The sequence below is a fragment of the Grimontia sp. THUN1695 genome (assembly GCF_059704325.2).
The window spans coordinates 1,985,556-2,002,788 of sequence record NZ_AP046577.1 but is presented as its reverse complement, the minus strand read 5'-3'; the positions used below and the strand labels follow the sequence as shown (position 1 = coordinate 2,002,788).

At 48.1% G+C, this 17,233-nt stretch carries 14 protein-coding genes and 1 other RNA gene; 13 read left to right on the top strand and 2 right to left on the bottom strand.

Going from position 1 to position 17,233, the window contains the following annotated elements; all coding sequences use genetic code 11:
* Positions 1 to 81 precede the first annotated feature (81 nt).
* From AC6IB1_RS12590 to AC6IB1_RS12575, 4 genes are all read left to right on the top strand, one after another.
* The gene (locus tag AC6IB1_RS12590; protein WP_497566951.1) at positions 82 to 816 is read left to right on the top strand and encodes a VP0952 family biofilm-associated protein; all 735 of its coding nucleotides are present in this window, start codon (positions 82 to 84) and stop codon (positions 814 to 816) included.
* A 136-nt stretch (positions 817 to 952) separates the two neighbouring features.
* Positions 953 to 1,049, top strand: an RNA gene (ffs, locus tag AC6IB1_RS12585) — signal recognition particle sRNA small type.
* A gap of 130 nt (positions 1,050 to 1,179) precedes the next feature.
* A complete protein-coding gene (locus AC6IB1_RS12580; protein ID WP_497566950.1) occupies positions 1,180 to 1,806 on the top strand; it encodes a TnsA endonuclease N-terminal domain-containing protein in 627 nt (208 codons plus the stop codon).
* The gene (locus tag AC6IB1_RS12575; protein WP_497566949.1) at positions 1,803 to 2,969 is read left to right on the top strand and encodes a TnsB C-terminal domain-containing protein; all 1,167 of its coding nucleotides are present in this window, start codon (positions 1,803 to 1,805) and stop codon (positions 2,967 to 2,969) included. The genes AC6IB1_RS12580 and AC6IB1_RS12575 overlap by 4 nt, the downstream gene beginning before the upstream one ends.
* A 20-nt stretch (positions 2,970 to 2,989) precedes the next feature.
* Here the strand turns inward: AC6IB1_RS12575 and istB are convergent, their stop codons facing one another.
* Both istB and istA read right to left on the bottom strand, forming a co-directional pair.
* Positions 2,990 to 3,733, bottom strand: coding sequence for an IS21-like element helper ATPase IstB (gene istB / locus AC6IB1_RS12570; protein WP_497566252.1), 744 nt, complete (start codon positions 3,731 to 3,733; stop codon positions 2,990 to 2,992).
* Positions 3,734 to 3,744: 11 nt separating this feature from the next.
* The gene (istA, locus tag AC6IB1_RS12565; RefSeq protein ID WP_497566251.1) at positions 3,745 to 5,268 is read right to left on the bottom strand and encodes an IS21 family transposase; all 1,524 of its coding nucleotides are present in this window, start codon (positions 5,266 to 5,268) and stop codon (positions 3,745 to 3,747) included.
* 253 nt (positions 5,269 to 5,521) lie between these two features.
* Between istA and AC6IB1_RS12560 the strand changes: the two genes are divergently transcribed.
* From AC6IB1_RS12560 to AC6IB1_RS12520, 9 genes are all read left to right on the top strand, one after another.
* The gene (locus AC6IB1_RS12560) at positions 5,522 to 6,289 is read left to right on the top strand and encodes a Mu transposase C-terminal domain-containing protein (protein ID WP_497566948.1); all 768 of its coding nucleotides are present in this window, start codon (positions 5,522 to 5,524) and stop codon (positions 6,287 to 6,289) included.
* A gap of 10 nt (positions 6,290 to 6,299) precedes the next feature.
* Complete coding sequence (locus AC6IB1_RS12555) at positions 6,300 to 7,310, top strand: TniB family NTP-binding protein (protein ID WP_497566947.1); 1,011 nt, start codon at positions 6,300 to 6,302, stop codon at positions 7,308 to 7,310.
* Between the two features lie 92 nt (positions 7,311 to 7,402).
* Positions 7,403 to 7,705 carry a helix-turn-helix domain-containing protein gene (locus AC6IB1_RS12550; protein WP_407332545.1) on the top strand — a complete coding sequence of 101 codons (303 nt, stop codon included), beginning with the start codon at positions 7,403 to 7,405 and terminating at the stop codon, positions 7,703 to 7,705.
* A gap of 565 nt (positions 7,706 to 8,270) precedes the next feature.
* On the top strand, positions 8,271 to 9,452 hold the full coding sequence (locus tag AC6IB1_RS12545; RefSeq protein WP_497566946.1) for a DUF1611 domain-containing protein: 1,182 nt from the start codon (positions 8,271 to 8,273) through the stop codon (positions 9,450 to 9,452).
* A complete protein-coding gene (locus AC6IB1_RS12540) occupies positions 9,449 to 10,507 on the top strand; it encodes an alanine/ornithine racemase family PLP-dependent enzyme (RefSeq protein ID WP_497566945.1) in 1,059 nt (352 codons plus the stop codon). Before AC6IB1_RS12545 ends, AC6IB1_RS12540 begins: the two co-directional genes overlap by 4 nt.
* A 66-nt stretch (positions 10,508 to 10,573) precedes the next feature.
* On the top strand, positions 10,574 to 11,626 hold the full coding sequence (gene hflK / locus AC6IB1_RS12535) for an FtsH protease activity modulator HflK (protein ID WP_497566944.1): 1,053 nt from the start codon (positions 10,574 to 10,576) through the stop codon (positions 11,624 to 11,626).
* Positions 11,623 to 12,621 (top strand): protease modulator HflC, encoded by a 999-nt coding sequence (hflC, locus tag AC6IB1_RS12530; protein ID WP_497566943.1) that lies wholly within the window; start codon positions 11,623 to 11,625, stop codon positions 12,619 to 12,621. Before hflK ends, hflC begins: the two co-directional genes overlap by 4 nt.
* Before the next feature lie 107 nt (positions 12,622 to 12,728).
* Positions 12,729 to 15,455 carry an aconitate hydratase AcnA gene (acnA, locus tag AC6IB1_RS12525; protein ID WP_497566942.1) on the top strand — a complete coding sequence of 909 codons (2,727 nt, stop codon included), beginning with the start codon at positions 12,729 to 12,731 and terminating at the stop codon, positions 15,453 to 15,455.
* 297 nt (positions 15,456 to 15,752) lie between these two features.
* Positions 15,753 to 17,198, top strand: coding sequence for a class II fumarate hydratase (locus AC6IB1_RS12520; RefSeq protein ID WP_497566941.1), 1,446 nt, complete (start codon positions 15,753 to 15,755; stop codon positions 17,196 to 17,198).
* The last annotated feature ends 35 nt before the right edge of the window (positions 17,199 to 17,233 follow it).

Here is a 17,233-nt window from a genome sequence, read left to right as displayed (position 1 = left end):
TAATACCCAAGATACCTGAACGAAAGGGTTTCGGCGAGGGAAAGGGATTCCAACGTCGGCATAATGCGCAGGAGGTGCTTTATGTGGTATGCAGTAACATTAACGGTAACGGCCGCCGTAATGGTGATGGGAGCAGCCCTGTCATCTGCCTTTGCAGACGGAGATATTCCCCTGCTGGCTTTTGCTATTCCCGCCCTCTTTTTTGCTGGCGCAGGCGGTGTTGCAGTCTGGATTCTTGCCCTTGGTTTACTCGGCTTTGGTGCCATGATGCCCTACCAGCCTATTGCGATTTCACTCAGCCTTTGGATGATTCTGCCTGCCTTGGTGCTTATCACCGGTGAGCGCCGCAACTTGCAGGTTTCCCTGTTGGTGCTCTCGGTCGTTATAGCGATGGAATGTGGCGTGCTGGCGCTGCAAGGGGACGAGAAACTGGGCGGCGCTATCGGCTACACCCTGATTCAGATTCTTTGTGTGACGCTGGTCTGGGTTGCAACCTACTTCTGGAAACCGGTCAGGAAACTTACCTGGTGGCCGGTATTGCTGATTCTGGCCTTAGTGGCAGGGGGAGAAACACAGGGGGCTATGTTCGCGTTCTGTGGCAGTGCACTTGTTATCGCCCTTCAGGAGCTGCAACGCATCAGCCGTGAACCACGCAGCGACAAGCTCAGTGTTGTCCTGCCTGCTATCGCGTTTGCAACCATTGTGGTTTTCCCACAGTTTTCGGTGCCCAATCCCGTGTTCGTCGCCTGGTTATTGCTGCTGACCACAGCCTGGCTGGGGGATTACCTTCTTAACACCGAGCATGAAGAAGAATAGGGCGGGCAAATTCTCGCCACTTGGTTGCTGAAAGCCGGATAACCCCTTGCATTAGGCGCTACCATCCCACATAATGCGCCCGAACCAACGGTTTCTTTATCAAGAGATTTTTGGTGTATCAAATCTATGGAGGCCTCCTTGGTCCTCCCGCAACACTAACTTGTGAACTGGGTCAGGTCCGGAAGGAAGCAGCCCGCGCTTGGGACGTGTGTGCCGGGATGTGGCTGGGGAGGCTTCCACCCATCTGGCGTTCTTGTTTCTGACACCATAAGTCTGCAAACTAGCACCACAAGCTTGCAAATTGACACCATAAGATTGCACAACTACATTTATTTGTAACAAAACAACATGCGGTAAACGCCCATGTATCGTCGCAATCTTAAGCATTCTCGCGTCAAAAACCTCTTTAAATTCTCTAGCTTAAAGAACAGTACTGTTCTTACCGTTGAATCCGCCTTAGAGTTCGATACCTGCTTTCACCTCGAATATTGCAAAGAAATTGTGTGTTTCGAGGCTCAGCCAGAAGGCTTTTACTATCAATTTGAAGGTAAAAAGCTGCCTTATACGCCAGATTTTCGGGTTAGCTATGAAGACGGACGTGAGGTATTTCTGGAGATAAAGCCTGCCAGTAAAATTGACGGGGATGAGTTTCGTCGGAAGTTTGTCTGCAAAATGGAAGTGGGAAAATCTTTGGGGTGTCCCCTGTCATTGGTAACCGAGAACCAAATCAGAGTTAATCCAGTCCTATACAATCTGAAGCTATTGCACCGCTATACAGGTATCGTCGGGGTAAATGCTATCCAGATGCAGTTGCTCAAAGTGGTGAAAGCAAGTGGGTTAGTCTCCATCAACGACCTATCACAACGAATTCATGTGTCTAGCGGAGAGTTAAAAGCCAACGCCCTGGCGTTAATTTCACGTGGGCAATTGCAGGCAGAATTGAATAAAGAGAAATTTGGTATGCACAGCGTAGTCTGGGTTGGCGCATGAACTCCAGCGATGACGACAATAGCTTCCCACTGTTCAGCAATGAATTTTCCCCGTCATCGAATCCAGAAATTAGACCAAATAGTTCCCCACCTAAAGAACCACAAAAGCTGATAGAAAGAGATCTTGATAGCTATCCTGCACATTTGAAAGAAGAAGCTATCCAACGCTTTCGACTACTCGCCTTTATCTATAAAAACCTCAATGGTGGCTGGACACCTAAAAACCTTAACCCGCTCATCCAGCAGCATTTTGAAGAAACAGGCCAATCAGACCCACCAAAAAGCCGAGTAGTGTGCGATTGGCGGAAAAGCTATGAATTGTCGGGTGGAAAGATCACAGCGTTGGTTCCAAAGCATCATCGAAAAGGTAATTACGAATTAAAAAATACCGGTGATGGCGCAATTTTTCATGATGCGCTGGAGCGATTCTTAAACGCTCGTAGACCTTCAATGACAACGGCCTATGAATATTACAAAGATCAGGTGTTGCTCAACAATGAAGGAGTAGTGGAAGGAACAATAAAGCCACTGTCCTATTCTGGCTTCAAAAAACGCATTAAGCAGCTTCCTCCCTATCAAGTCGCTGTCGCAAGGCATGGCAAATTCATGGCAGACCAGTGGTATGGATATTTCAGTGCTCACAAGCCCCCAACGCGCATTTTAGAAAAGCTCGAAATCGACCACACGCCACTCGATCTCATTTTGATTGATGATGAGCTTCTTGTTCCGCTCGGTCGTCCTTACCTAACGTTGCTTGTTGATGTGTTCAGTTCCTGCATTATTGGTTTTCATCTTGGCTACAGACCACCAAGCTATGATTCTGTCAGTAAAGCTATTGTCCATGCGACAAAACCTAAGGATTACCTCGGTAGTATTGCCAGTGACTTTCAGCATGACTGGCCGTGCAGCGGAAAAATCGAGACGTTAGTTGTCGATAATGGCGCAGAGTTTTGGAGTGAGAGCCTTGAGCAAGCATGCTTAGAATCGGGTATTAATATTCAATTTAACCCTGTTAGAAAGCCGTGGCTCAAGCCATTCATCGAACGGCTTTTTGGTACTATCAATAAGAAATTTCTCGACCCTTTCCCTGGTGCGTATTCCGATTTACTTGAACAGCCATTCCGGTTTTATTTGAACACCTCAGATCAACGCATCGTTGGCTAACCGATTTTTAACTTAAGTGTTCAAGTGGCGTCAACGGTCGCCAGTATTTTCCTCATTGACTCTCCTTTCAGTTTTATCCGGTGTGCATTGTGCATCAGGCGATCGAGGATGGCATCGGCCAACGTGTTATCACCGATGGATTGATACCATTGGTCGGTGGGGAGTTGGCTGATGAGGAGGGTTGAGCTACTGCCATGGCGGTCATCCATGATCTCCATCAGGTCGTTGCGCTGCGCGGCTTTTAGCGGTTCTAGTCCCCAGTCGTCCAGGATGAGCAGGTTGAGTTTAGCCAGGCTTTTCAGCTTCTTGCTGTAAGTGCCATCGGCTTTGGCCTGGGTGAGTTCCATGAGCAGACGACTCACCCGGTAGTATTTCACCGTGTAGCCTTTCAGGCAGGCGGTGTTAGCAAGCGCACAGGCGATATAGGTTTTCCCGGTGCCGCATGGCCCGGTCAGTAACAGGTTTTGCTGCCGCTGTAGCCAGTCGCATTGAAGCAACCCTGTCATGACACTTTTTTGCAGGCCGCGCGGGTGCTGATAATCGATGTCCTGGGCGGTTGCCGCAAGTTTTAGTTGGGCCTGTCTGAGCAGGCGCTGTTGTTTACGGTTATCCCGTTCATGGATTTCCTGGTCGGCCAGCAGTTGCAGCCGCTCAGCGAAGCAGAGGTCCTGATACTGGCCCGGTTGTTCGAGTTGCTGGCTCAATGCTTTTGCCATGCCACTCAGTTTGAGTTGGTGCAGTTGGGAGAGTGTGGTGTTTACCATGGGTTTTCTCCTTAATGGAAGCTCTGTGGGCCACGGATATTTTCGTGGTGCTGAGGGAGTGTCAGTGTTTCCTGGCTGGATTCACTGATGAGCTTGTCCTGATTACTGTTTAAGATGTCTTTGAGCTGTTGCAGGCGATAGAGCTGATGTTGATTAGCCAGTTTACAGGCGGTATTGAGCCGCTGCGGTGGATACTGGCTGGCTAATCGCAATGCGCCCAGACAGACGCGGAACGCCTGCTGTGGATGCGGTTTGCGTTTAAGCTGCGCTTTTACCCAGACAAGCACGTCATCGCCGATGTCCTTCGCCCAGTTCATCAGACTGCCCTCACTGACTTTGTGGTAATGCTGGTGCTGTACAGGCATGTGCTGCGGTGTAGTGGTAAACCCGTAGCGGTCATTACGGGGGTGGCTGGCAACGCATTTACCCTGGAAGTAGATTTGCACTAAGCGCGGCTTCGCGTGAAGCTCAACCCGCTCACCAACCAGTTGATGCGGTACTGAGTAAAGATGGCTCTCATACTGCACATGGTAATCAATGTTCACTTTAGCCTGGCGGATGTCAGTGTATTCATAGGCATGACACGGTAGCGGTTTTAAGGCGGGTTTATCCAGTTCGTCGAACCACTGCTGACGGGTTCCAGCCATTTGTTTGAAGGGCTTACTGTTTACTTCTATCAGTAACGCGCTGATGCACTGATTCAGCTCATACAGTGAGAAGAAAGTGTGATGGCGAAGCCGGGCTAATATCCAGCGCTCAATGATTTGTACACCCACTTCGGCCTTGGCTTTATCCTTCGGCTTATACGGTCTGGCCGGCACGATGGCCGTATCATAGTGAGCCGCCAGTTGCTGATAGGCCGGGTTGATATCTGGGTCGCTTTTACAGGCTTTGGTGACGGCACTTTTTAAGTTGTCCGGCACCACCATAGTGGGGACGCCACCGAGATAGTCAAAGGCCCGAACGTGGCTGCCCAGCCAGTCTTGTATACCTTGCGTCCAGGTCGCTTCGGCGAAGTAATAGCTGCTCGCTCCCATGGCCGCCACGAAGATTTGGGCGTGCCGGATCTCGCCAGTCTGTGGATTCACAACAGGCATGGTTTGCCCTGCGTAATCGACGAACAAGACGTCACCTGCCCGGTGATGCTGACGCATGGAGCGGCGCTGTTTCTTCAGCCAGTGCAGATAGCGGTCGCAGAACTGGGAATAACTGTAACAGCGGTTGGGGTATTGCTGAGTGTATTCCTCCCACAACAGCAGCTTCGTCACGCCCTTACGGCTTAGTTGCTTACGTAAGTCTGCCCAATCCGGCTCTTGGAATCGCTTGGCATGGCGGGTATCGGCTTGCGGATAAAAGCAGCGGGCCAACTGCGCATCATCCAGTTCACCCGGCAGTGGCCAGGATAAGTTCATGCTCTTGGCTTTGCTGAGCAGTGTTTGAATACTACCGACACTGACTTTGGTGCTGCGGTGGATCTCTCGGATACTCAATCCTGCCGAGAAATGCAGCCTTAAAACCTCTCTGATTTTACGCATTGTGATCCTTTTCAAACCTACCCCTCACTCGCCAACGAAAAGTCAGTGGTTAAGTTATCAAATTAATTGTTATTTCAATGCGTTGAGAAAATTCCGGTGTACTTGAACACCGATTCCGGAAATGAGCACAAAACTGTACTAAATAAATCCGGAATCAGAGTTCAAATGATTCCAGAATAGGTGTTCAAGTGTTTCCGGAATTACTGTTCAGATCCGGCCGGAATACGCACCTGGTAAGACATTCTCGAACGTATTGGAAAAAGAAGAGTACAACCCAGAGAAAGACGCGGTGATACGCTTCTCTACGTTCATTGAGTTATTTCATCGTTGGATAATTGATGTATACCATCAAGATTCAGATTCTCGACACTCCCGTATTCCGGCCAAGTTGTGGCAGCAAGGTTATGATGACTTTCCTCCACTTGCGATGACGCAAGAGGATATCGACAAACTCACTGTTGTTATGGGAGTGAAATGGCAGCCGACACTTACTCGGCTCGGTTTCAAAATCAAGCATCTGCGATACGATTCACCTGATTTGTCTGAGTATCGAAAGCGATACCCTCAAACCGAAAGCAGCCGCAAGAAATTGGTCAAAATTGACCCTGATGACATCTCCCGAATCTTTGTTTATCTCGAAGAATTAGAAGGGTATTTGGAAGTGCCTTGCGAAGATCCAATTGGCTATACCAAGAACCTTTCATGGCACCATCACCAAGTCATTTCTCACGCTCATCATAAATTCATTGAAGGCAGTGTTGATGTGCTGAGCCTAGCGAAAGCGCGACAGGCGATTCACCAAAGAGTGCTTCAAGATCAGGAAACTTTCCAATTAATACCCAGCAAAAAGAAACGAATGAAAGGGCAGCGAAAGTTAGCCGAGTTCTCGGGCGTTGGCAGTGAAGGGAAAGCGAGTGTCGCGTTACCTAATCCTGAAAAAGCTGACGCTAGCCAAAAAGAAAAGGATCAGACGCTGTTTGACAATTGGGATGACATGATCAGCGACTTAGATGGGTATTAACGTGAAGCGCATGACGGAAGAGCAAAGCATCAAACTCAAAGCCTTCTGGGATTGCTTTGTTGAATATCCGCTGCTGAAAGAAATCATGAGTGATTTCGATAGGTTGAGAGAGAATCGACTGCTTGGTGGTGATCAGCAATGCATGTTACTGACGGGTGATACTGGCTGCGGCAAGTCCCACCTTATTCGTCATTATCAAAGCCGACTTCAATCTGACCCCATCAGTAAGTTTGATTCTTTGCCAGTGCTGGTCAGCCGCATCCCAAGTAAGTTCACGCTGGAAGAAACGGTTTTGCAACTGCTCAAAGATCTTGGGCAATTCGGAACCACCGCCAGAGGTCGTTCAAGGATCACGACGGATTCCAGCCTGACTTACTCGCTTGTCGAGCTGCTTAAAGTGAAGCAAGTAGAACTCATTATTATCAATGAATTCCAAGAGCTTATCGAATTCAAATCAGTAGAGAAGCGACAAGCGATTGCGAATCGCTTCAAATACATCTCAGAGGAAGCTGGCGTACCTATCATTCTTGTCGGTATGCCGTGGGCTGAGATGATAGCTGAAGAGCCTCAGTGGTCGTCTAGGTTAGTTACCCGCCGATCTATTCCTTACTTTAAGCTTTCGGAAGACCCCATTCACTTCATTCAGTTTCTAAAAGGCTTGGCTAAGAAAATGCCGTTTGATACTCCACCAAAGATAGAAGCCAAACAGATTTCCGTTGGACTATTTGCGGCGAGCAGAGGCGAAATGAGAGCGTTACGGCATTTGATAAACGATGCAGTGAAAGACGCGGTGTTTGACGGAGAGCGTGAGTTTGACATGCAGCGACTGCGAAATTCTTACGCGAAGCTTAACTCGAAAAAGCTGAACCCGTTTGATATTCCTTTCAATGAGCTGAGACTTTCTGAAATTGAACGATACTCAGGTTACAACCCCAAAGCATTGAGCAGTGACGAGGCTTTGACCGACAGGGTGTTCAGCAAAAACATTCCAATAAAAGAGCTTCTAAAGAAAAAGGCGTAGTGCTGGTCTTTTAAACCTAAGTAATCCTTAGTACATTTGTTGACGTGATACTAAGAGAATCTTAGTTACTTATCCTAAGTAGCTGAAGATTTATGGAATCACCTTTCCCAACTAGACTGCGTGCTGCGCGTAAAGCCGCAGGTATGACTCAACAACAGTTAGGCATAAATCTCGGTATGGATCCCAACACAGCCAGTGCGCGCCTCAATCAGTATGAAAAAGGTAAGCATGCACCAGATTACCAAACAGCCAAGAGACTCGCTGATGAGCTTGGTGTGCCTGTTGCTTACTTGTATTGTGACGATGATATGTTGGCTGCTTTGCTACTAGCAGCATCTAAACTCTCCCCAAATAAACAGCAGGAGCTGCTGGATAAAATTCGGGCAGACTTCTGATCATTGCCTGCTAGAGTTGAAAAATTTGATGGCTTAAAATTGGACAGAAGTGAGTTGGCGGTTGTGCTCAAAGGCGAAGACTTCGGATAAGTTTTATTTGGGGAACCTTGGATTTTCATTAGTAGGGCTGATAGGCCTAAAACCTATGCTTGCGCGCTATCAGTGAAGAGGTCAAAAAATCGATATACAGTTTTCGACCATTGCCAGATTTCACCTATCCATTGAAGCATCTGTTTGACTAACATAAATAGTGATATTAAACAGAGGTATTTGTCTCGCCAAACTAAGGCAGTAATACTCCTCGCACCGAAACCGCCTTAATGGTCTCCAATTTCTCAGCCAACAGGCAATACCGACCACGGTAAGTTGCCTGTCACTTTGAACAATGTCTTTCTAGTGAGACAAACTCAACTTGTATGAGTCAAGAGCCGCACTGGTTAAATTAGTGTGCTACTGTTTATATTCCCCCATCGCTTAGTGGGGACCTCTTGTACCCTCCCGAAATGACGCATCGGCCTGCACTCGTCGCCCCCTAAGCCTAAAACCAACAAGGCTTATTATGTCCATGTTATCGCTCCCCGAGCCCCCCGAGACTGACACGCTTGACGTTCAACTGGTAAAACAGTTTTCGAAATTGTATTTAATCCAATCAGGGTACGAAACGTTGCCCACGGCCATTGTTTACTGCGAGGCGAACTTTGGAAAAATTGACGGGAAAACTGCAAATGGCCTTGTTCGCCTTTCCCCAAATTTCCGTATCCTAGCGGTGATAGATAGCGAGAAATCAGGCTTAGATTCTGGCTATGTGCTCGATGGTGAGTGCAACGGCATTCCAGTTTGTGCCAGTTTGAAGGACGCAATTGACAATGCCGATGGCATCCCCGATTACTTTATTTTCGGTTTGGCACCATCAAGTGGCATGTATTCAGAGTCTGAGAAATCACTCATCCTTTATGCTATGCGACTAGGTATGAATATTGTGAACGGTTTGCATGAGTTTCTAAATGATGACCCTGTTTTCATTTCTTCTTCCGAAACCCTCAATGTCACCATTCTTGATATTCGAAAACCTCATGCGAAGAAAGACTTACAAACGTTTAGCGGGATCATTCATCGGGTTGGCTGCCCTCGAATCCTTGTGGCAGGCACTGACTGTGCGATCGGGAAGCGCACCACAGCGACAATCTTAGCCAATGCGTTGCGTGAGCGCGGCCTGAATGTGGTGCTCATTGCAACAGGACAAACTGGCATCATGCAAGGTGCACGCTATGGAGTTGTTATGGATGCCGTGCCATCGCAATTCTGCGCGGGTGAGCTGGAGTCACTCATTGTGGGTGCATATGAAACCGAGCAACCTGACGTCATTATCATAGAAGGGCAAGGTGCACTCAGTCACCCCGCCTTCACCACGAGTGCTGCCATTCTTCGGGGCTGTGCACCAAATGGGGTCATATTGCAACATGCTCCTAGAAGGGCACATCGAAGTGATTTTGAAAATATGCCGATGCCTTCAGTTCATTCAGAAATCGACCTCATTGAGCTATTTGGTGAAGTTCCGGTGCTGGGTATCACGCTTAATCATGAAGGAATGAGTGCGCATGACATCGAAGAAACAATCAAGGAGTATCATAAGGAGTTTGAACTGCCTGTGACAGATGCTCTCTCTCTGCCTGCTGAGCGTTTGTGCCAGATGGTCTTCAAGACTTTCCCTGCGCTAAATAAACAGCTTCCAAGTATCACGCAATGATATCCCCCCGATTGGAGATAGATTGCCAAAAACTTAAGCACAACGCGCAACGCTTAATAGGAAGACTCTCTCAGCTTGGCATATCAGCCACCCCTGTGATGAAGGTGACTCAAGGGGATCCCTATTTGGCGAAGCTATTTATCGAAGCTGGGGCAACTATGCTGGCGGATTCCCGCATCGATAACATTGAAAGAATGCGTAGTGCAGGCATTCATGTGCCCATTCTGCTAATGCGCACGCCAATGTTAAGTCAGGTCGAGCGGGTCGTCGAACACTGTGAAATTAGCTTGAATACGGAGATAGCGGTGATACATGCCTTGTCGCTGGCGGCAGAAAGGACAGGGCGAACCCATGGCGTGATCATCATGGTTGAATTAGGGGACTTACGCGAAGGGGTCATGCCCAATCTGCTAGAAAAGGTGATGAGATATACCCTGAGCCAGCCCAATATTACGCTTGAAGGGATAGGCGTAAATTTAATGTGTCGTCATGGCGTCTCGCCGGATAAAGAAAAAATGTCGCGTTTGTCTGAGTTGGTACAGGCTCTGGAAACCATTTTGTCTGTTTCACTCCCTGTTATTTCGGGCGGAAACTCAGCGAATCTTCTCTGGGCAACGGGTGAGTATAAAGCCAGTCGGGTTAATCACTTGAGGCTAGGAGAAGCTATTTTCCTTGGAAGAGAAACGCTCAAGCAAACAAGGATGATGGATCTGCATGTGGATGTTTTCTCGCTCTATGCCGAAGTCATTGAAGTAAATAGAAAGCCTTCGCTGCCCTGGGGAGAAATACGTAATAATGCCTTTGGCGAATATAAGAAATGTCATGATCGAGGAGAGGTCAATCAAGCGATACTCGCCATTGGCCGACAAGACGTTTACCCACAAGGGCTCACACCGCCAAAAGGCATCAAGCTACAAGATGCGAGCAGTGACCATCTTATTGTAGAAACCACCGATGATTCTTTGTGCGTAGGAGAAGAGGTGGCGTTTTCCATGGATTATGCTGCTCTCCTTTCTGCCATGACATCGCCATACATAACAAAGGTTTACGCGTAATACACACCAACATTTGGTCTTTAGGCTAACAGCACTCATTCAAGTCAATGAATGGAGGAGCAAAAGATGCCAGACAATAATCAACCATCCAATAATCCTTGGGGTGGGAATAAATCGCCCCCTGATCTCAACGAATTTATCGAAAAGATACGCAATGTTAAAAAGTTACTTCCCGGAGGTAACCCATTTAATTTCGGCATTATCCTGATTGTGTTGCTTATCGCTTTATTAATCAAAAGCGCCATATATACCGTGCCTAGCGACTCTGTGGCTGTCGTTCAGCGTTTTGGTGAATATGTCTATACGGTGTTGCCGGGTTTGCATTTCAAACTTCCCCTTGGCATCGACTCGGTCGAAATTGTCCCAGTCAAGCGTCAGCTCAAACAGGAGTTCGGTTTTTCTACCCCAGAAGCGAATAACCCCTACCAAAGTGCCCGGCTCTTCGACCAAGTGAGAGAAACGCAAATGGTGACGGGCGATCTGAACGCCGCTTTGGTCGAATGGGTTGTGCAGTATCGCATTTCAGACCCCGTTAAGTTTCTGTTTGAAGTACGGCAACCTAGCGCAACGTTGCGTTATGTCTCTGAATCGGTGATGCGCGAGGTCGTTGGCGATAGAACCGTTGATGAAGTGATTACCGTTGGTCGCCAGGACATTGAATCCGAAGCACTGATAAAAATGCAGGAGCTATCCAGAAAATATGAGATGGGCTTTAGCATCGACCAGGTGCAATTGAAAAACATTAATCCCCCTGTGCCGGTTCAGGCCTCTTTCAATGAAGTAAATCAGGCGCAACAAGAAAAAGAGAAGTTAATCAATGAAGCCCGCAGGGATTACAACAAAATCATTCCCCTCGCGCTCGGTGAAAAAGACCAACAGATCCGGCAAGCCGATGGTTACCGGTTAAAACGCATTAACGAAGCAGAAGGTGACGTTTCTCGATTCAACGCACTTTATGCGGAATATCTGAAAGCGCCAGCGGTCACTAAACGAAGGGTTTATATCGAAACCATGCAGTCTGTACTGCCAAAAATTGATGGCAAAATCATCATTGATAACAACTTGGAAGCGATTTTGCCGCTGCTCAACATTAAAGACAGACAGGGAGAGGGACAATGAAAGTCAAAACCGTTGGGGGCGTCGTCGCCCTTATCTCTGTCGTGGCGCTGGTCTTATACAGTGCGCTTTACACGGTGGATGAAGTGGATCAAGTGATCATTACGCAGTTTGGTAAGCCCGTCGGTTCACCCGTGGTAACGCCTGGGTTAAACATCAAGGTGCCATTCATACAGAAAGTCAATGTGGTTGAAAAACGGGTGCTGGAGTGGGATGGCGCCCCTTCTGATATGCCAACAAAAGATAAGCTATATATCTCTGTTGAATTATTTGCCCGATGGAAAATCGTCGACCCGCTGCAGTACTACCTTCGCCTTAGAGATGAGCGCAGTGCCCAATCGAGGCTTGATGACATACTCGGCAGCGAAACCCGAAATGCAATTGCAAAACATGAATTGATAGAGGTGATCCGCACAACGAAAGACAGAGTGCCAGTGCGAGACGGCTTAATAGGCGACATGGAAGAGACGATAAAAATTGGCACGCTTGTGCCTATTTACAAGGGAAGAAAACGGGTTGAAGAAGAGATCTTTGCCTCGGCAGCCCAAAAAATACAGGTATTTGGCATTGAGCTGCTTGATATCCGCTTCAAACGCATTAATTACAATGAAAGTGTCCGTCCAAAAATCTATGAACGCATGATCAGTGAGCGTCGCCAGATCGCTGAACGTTTTTTATCTGAAGGTAATGGCGAGTCAGCAAGAATCCGTGGTGACAGGGTGAGAGAGCTGGACAAGATTCAGTCTGAAGCTTATCGCGAAGTGGAAGAGATCAGAGGGGCGGCGGACGCTAAAGCCGCCGAGATCTACTCACGGGCATACAATCAAAGTGATGAGGCGGTTGAGTTTTTCGAGTTTGTCAGAACATTAAGGTCATACGACGCTGTTTTTTCCGACAATACGTCGGTCATCCTCTCGACCGATGGGGCACTATTTCGGTTTCTGAATGGCTTTGAGACACTTTCGCCGCAGAACAAGACCCTTCAATTAGAAGAGTGATACCTAGTAACCCACACAAATTTTGAAATTCAAGGAGGAAAGACGTCGCCTTTCTGACCGGGCTGTCCCCTTATAAAAGGTCAAACACGAAAAAAAGGAAATAAGTCATGATTCCTAATAATGAAAAAGGACGGTACCAAACGTATCAAAAGGCGCTCAATGTCAAAGGCGTTGAGTATAAATACTGGTCACTGAGAAAAATCGCTCAGGATTATCAGGCAGTTCTGTCAAAAACGCCCTTTGCTAAGCGCTTGCTTATTGAAAACGTAATGCGGCAAACCACTGATTTAAATGCGTCATCTCGAATTATTAAAGCATTGCTCTTTAAAAATACGACACTCGATTCAGAGCGCATTAGTCAGTCAGCAGAGTTCAGTTTCTACCCTAGCAGAGTGCTGATGCAGGACTATACCGGGATACCGGCTTTGGTCGATCTTGCCGCTATCAGAGATGCAGTTGCACAAGCTGGCGGGGAGCCAAGCCACGTCACGCCTAAGTGTCCGGTCGATCTCGTCATAGATCACTCGCTAATTGTTGAACAGTCTGGCTCAGAATCTTCAATAAACACGAATCGTGCACTTGAAATGGCGCGAAATAAAGAGCGCTATACCTTCCTAAAATGGGCACAAAAGAATTTCCGTAACCTGACCGTGATACCGCCCGGTAAAGGCATCTGCCATCAAGTGAATCTGGAGTATCTATCACACGTTGTTCGCGTAGATGAAAATGGAGTGTTAACACCAGATACTGTGGTCGGAACCGACAGTCACACCACGATGGTAAACGGATTAGGCGTGCTTGGTTGGGGAGTGGGCGGTATTGAAGCCGAAGCCGCAATGTTAGGTCTGCCGCTCACTATCGCTGTCCCACGGGTTGTCGGCGTGCGTCTTGATGGCCAATTACGTCCATGTGTGACGGCGACTGATTTGGTTTTGACGATAACAGAAAGGTTACGATCACACGGGGTGGTCGGCAAATTTGTTGAATATTATGGTTCTGGCATCGCGCATTTATCTGTGGCTGACCGTGCTACGCTTGCCAATATGGCCCCAGAGTACGGTGCGACATGTGGTATTTTCCCGATTGACGAAAACACTATTTCCTATTTAACGCTGACAAACCGCCCCTCCTCACTGGTCGATCGAGTGCGTGCTTACGCACAAGAGCAAGAGCTATGGTGGGACACGAACACGGTTTCACCTGAGTATGATGAAGATGTCGTCGTGGATTTATCTGAAGTTGTCCCTTCAATAGCTGGCCCCAAACGACCTCAAGACAGGCTTAACATCAGTGCAATTAAGCAGGCAACTCTTGACCAATGTTCAATTGAAGGTGCCTCAACCTCGAGTTCTCGACCAGGACGCTTGGAATCAGGTGCTCACTTAGATCATGGTGATGTTGTCATTGCAGCCATCACCTCATGCACTAACACATCGAACCCTGCTGTTATGCTGACTGCAGGCTTAGTTGCTATGGCAGCAGTGAAAAAAGGGCTGACTGTTCCTGACTACGTCAAAACATCTCTCGCCCCCGGGTCCTTAGCTGTCGCTCGATATCTCAATGATACAGGCTTACAACATTACCTCGATCTATTGGGATTTCATCGCGTTGGATACGGCTGCACTACATGCATTGGTAACTCTGGGCCTCTGAAAAACAATCTCGAAGCAGAGATCTTAGAGAGAAGCCTTAACGTGTCGGCCGTGTTATCGGGCAATCGCAACTTTGAAGGCAGAATACACCCCGCCGTTAACCTGAACTGGCTTGCTTCACCACCATTAGTGGTGGCGTTTGCGTTAGCGGGCACGACCTGTATTGACTTAGAAAACGAACCCATTGCTTTGAACAGCAATAATGAACCAGTCTATCTCAGCGATCTTTGGCCAAGCCAAACCATGCTCAATGAAATGCTGAAACTCGTGCATGAGAGCCACTTTAGGTTGAGCTACGACGATATCACTGAGGGTGATGAAGATTGGGAGCAATTGTCGATGAAAGACAGCGCTTGTTACCCATGGGATGAGAACTCCACCTACATACAACGCCCTCCGTTTTTGGAATTACTCCCCCCCACTTTTCCTATTGAATCAGCACGCGTACTCGCCATTTTGGGGGATTCGATCACAACCGACCATATTTCACCCGCAGGGCGCATTTCTGAACATAGTCCGGCGGGTCATTATTTGCTTTCAAAAAACATTCGCCCAGAAGCGTTCAATAGTTTTGGTGCACGCAGAGGAAATCATCACGTCATGGTTCGCGGGACATTTTCAAATCTGCGCTTGGAAAACAAAATCGCCTTCCCGATCAGAGGCGGTTTCACACGATGTTACGGCGATACCAAACTGGATGACTGTAACATGTCGACGACTGAGAAAGTGCCTCCTGTCATACCTATTTTCGATGCCAGCAAAAGGTCACTCGAGTTTCAAGTGCCTTTGGTTATCTTTGCCGGTAAAGACTATGGTTCAGGCTCCAGCCGGGATTGGGCGGCGAAAGGATGTTTGCTACTAAACGTAAAAGCGGTCATCGCGGAATCATTTGAACGGATTCATCGCAGTAATTTGGTCGGTATGGGCGTTTTGCCACTTCAGCTAATGCGACCCGGTGAGTTGAGAGCATTCGCGCTGGAAGGGAATGAGACGGTTTTTATCGCGCCCAATGAACCTCTTAAGCCCTTACTAGAGCTAAATATTATCATCGTAACCGCTCAAGGTTCGGAGCATACCATTCCCGTTATTGCACGCATCGATAATCCAAAAGAGCTGGAGTATTTCAACTCGGGTGGCATTCTCAAGTATGTCCTCAACCAATTGGAAATGGATATGCGGTAGCCTCTAAAAGCACTAAACCGTTAGCGCCAGATAAGCTACGTTTAAGAAAACGTACCAGACGATTTTATGGCTTGAGCGCTATGCAATGCAGGTACATCTCGGCCTGTTTGCTTCAATCGATGATCCGCGGCGCAGCCAACCGCTTCACCATGTTTACCTTGATGTGATCCCGGCTTCGCTGCTGGCACTTAAACGCTATTTTTCGCCATGGCATGACGGGGAGCTTAAGTTTTGGTTAATCCGAACTGAATCGCATAACTCCCCCCCCCCACGGGATGAATATCAAAAGGACACAGTATGACGACACAGGCATTCAGAACTGAAAAAGACAGTATGGGAGAGGTCTGCGTCCCCGTTAGCGCTCTGTACCAAGCCCAGACCCAGCGCGCGGTAAACAATTTCCATTTCAGCCGTCACACCATGCCTGTTATGTTCATTAAGGCGTTAGCGCATATCAAACAAGCGGCGGCCATTACCAATGCACAGCTGGGATTGCTGCAAGGCGACATTGCCGATGCAATCGTTGAAGCGTCACAGCAGATCATAGATGGTCAGCACCTCGATCAGTTCCCTATTGATGTGTTTCAAACCGGCTCTGGCACTAGCTCAAACATGAACGCCAACGAGGTGATCGCGACGATTGCCGGTGCCCTTCTTGGTGATGCCGTCAGCCCAAATGATCATGTCAACATGGGACAGAGCAGCAATGACGTGATCCCTACTGCCATTCAGGTTAGCGCCGCGTTGATGATAGAGAATCAACTGCTTCCGGCACTTACTCACCTTTCCCATACCTTACAAACGAAGCGAGAAGAGATTGGGGGTGTGGTAAAAACAGGACGAACCCATCTGATGGATGCAATGCCCGTCACTTTTGGTCAGGAGCTCGGCGGCTGGCAATTCCAAGTGAACCACGCCAAGCAAGGCATAGAAAGCAGCCTCGACGTCATCAAAGCGTTAGCCCAAGGTGGCACAGCAGTCGGAACCGGTATTAATGCAGATCCGCGTTTCGCCTCAGCTTTCGCACCGCACCTGTCGCAGGCAACAGGTTTAACTTTCAGTATCAGCGAGAATTTCTTCTTTAATCTCAGCAGCCAGGACGCCATGGTTTCGCTATCCGGCCAGCTCAAAACCGCCGCAGTCGCCATCATGAAGATTGCCAATGACCTGCGTTGGATGAACTCGGGTCCATTGGCTGGTTTAAGCGAGATTGAGATTCAAGGCTTGCAACCTGGGTCGTCCATCATGCCGGGCAAAGTGAACCCGGTAATTCCCGAAGCGGCGGCAATGGCAGCGGCACAGGTGATCGGCAACGACACCACAGTGACAGTGGCGGGACAGTCAGGCAACTTCCAGCTTAACGTGATGTTGCCCGTGATTGCCCACAATGTGTTGGAAAGCATTGAACTGATAAGCAATAGCGCCCGCGCACTGGCTGATAAGGCGATTTCCACATTCATCGTAAAGAAGGTCAATCTTGATGCGGAACTGGCTAAAAACCCGATTCTGGTGACAGTACTTAACCCAGTGATTGGTTATTTGAAAGCGGCGGAAATCGCCAAAAAGGCTTACAAAGAGGGACGTGCAATCATTGATGTTGCGGAAGAGGAAACCGATTTAGACAGAGAAACACTAAAGCGCTTACTCGATCCAGCCAAACTCACGCAAGGTGGATTAGCCGAGAATAACAACCAAGCTGGAGACGACCACAACAAAAGCATTGGCCATTCAATCGGAAGATGAACCAGTACCGGGTTGACCGATACTTTAACGATTGC

Excerpts from the sequence above, each read along its gene's own strand:
- AC6IB1_RS12590 (WP_497566951.1), top strand. The coding sequence starts at position 82 with ATGTGGTATGCAGTAACATTAACGGTAACGGCCGCCGTAATGGTGATG.
- AC6IB1_RS12580 (WP_497566950.1), top strand. The coding sequence starts at position 1,180 with ATGTATCGTCGCAATCTTAAGCATTCTCGCGTCAAAAACCTCTTTAAA.
- AC6IB1_RS12575 (WP_497566949.1), top strand. The coding sequence starts at position 1,803 with ATGAACTCCAGCGATGACGACAATAGCTTCCCACTGTTCAGCAATGAA.
- istB (WP_497566252.1), bottom strand. The coding sequence starts at position 3,733 with ATGGTAAACACCACACTCTCCCAACTGCACCAACTCAAACTGAGTGGC.
- istA (WP_497566251.1), bottom strand. The coding sequence starts at position 5,268 with ATGCGTAAAATCAGAGAGGTTTTAAGGCTGCATTTCTCGGCAGGATTG.
- AC6IB1_RS12555 (WP_497566947.1), top strand. The coding sequence starts at position 6,300 with ATGACGGAAGAGCAAAGCATCAAACTCAAAGCCTTCTGGGATTGCTTT.
- AC6IB1_RS12550 (WP_407332545.1), top strand. The coding sequence starts at position 7,403 with ATGGAATCACCTTTCCCAACTAGACTGCGTGCTGCGCGTAAAGCCGCA.
- AC6IB1_RS12545 (WP_497566946.1), top strand. The coding sequence starts at position 8,271 with ATGTTATCGCTCCCCGAGCCCCCCGAGACTGACACGCTTGACGTTCAA.
- AC6IB1_RS12540 (WP_497566945.1), top strand. The coding sequence starts at position 9,449 with ATGATATCCCCCCGATTGGAGATAGATTGCCAAAAACTTAAGCACAAC.
- hflK (WP_497566944.1), top strand. The coding sequence starts at position 10,574 with ATGCCAGACAATAATCAACCATCCAATAATCCTTGGGGTGGGAATAAA.
- hflC (WP_497566943.1), top strand. The coding sequence starts at position 11,623 with ATGAAAGTCAAAACCGTTGGGGGCGTCGTCGCCCTTATCTCTGTCGTG.
- acnA (WP_497566942.1), top strand. The coding sequence starts at position 12,729 with ATGATTCCTAATAATGAAAAAGGACGGTACCAAACGTATCAAAAGGCG.
- AC6IB1_RS12520 (WP_497566941.1), top strand. The coding sequence starts at position 15,753 with ATGACGACACAGGCATTCAGAACTGAAAAAGACAGTATGGGAGAGGTC.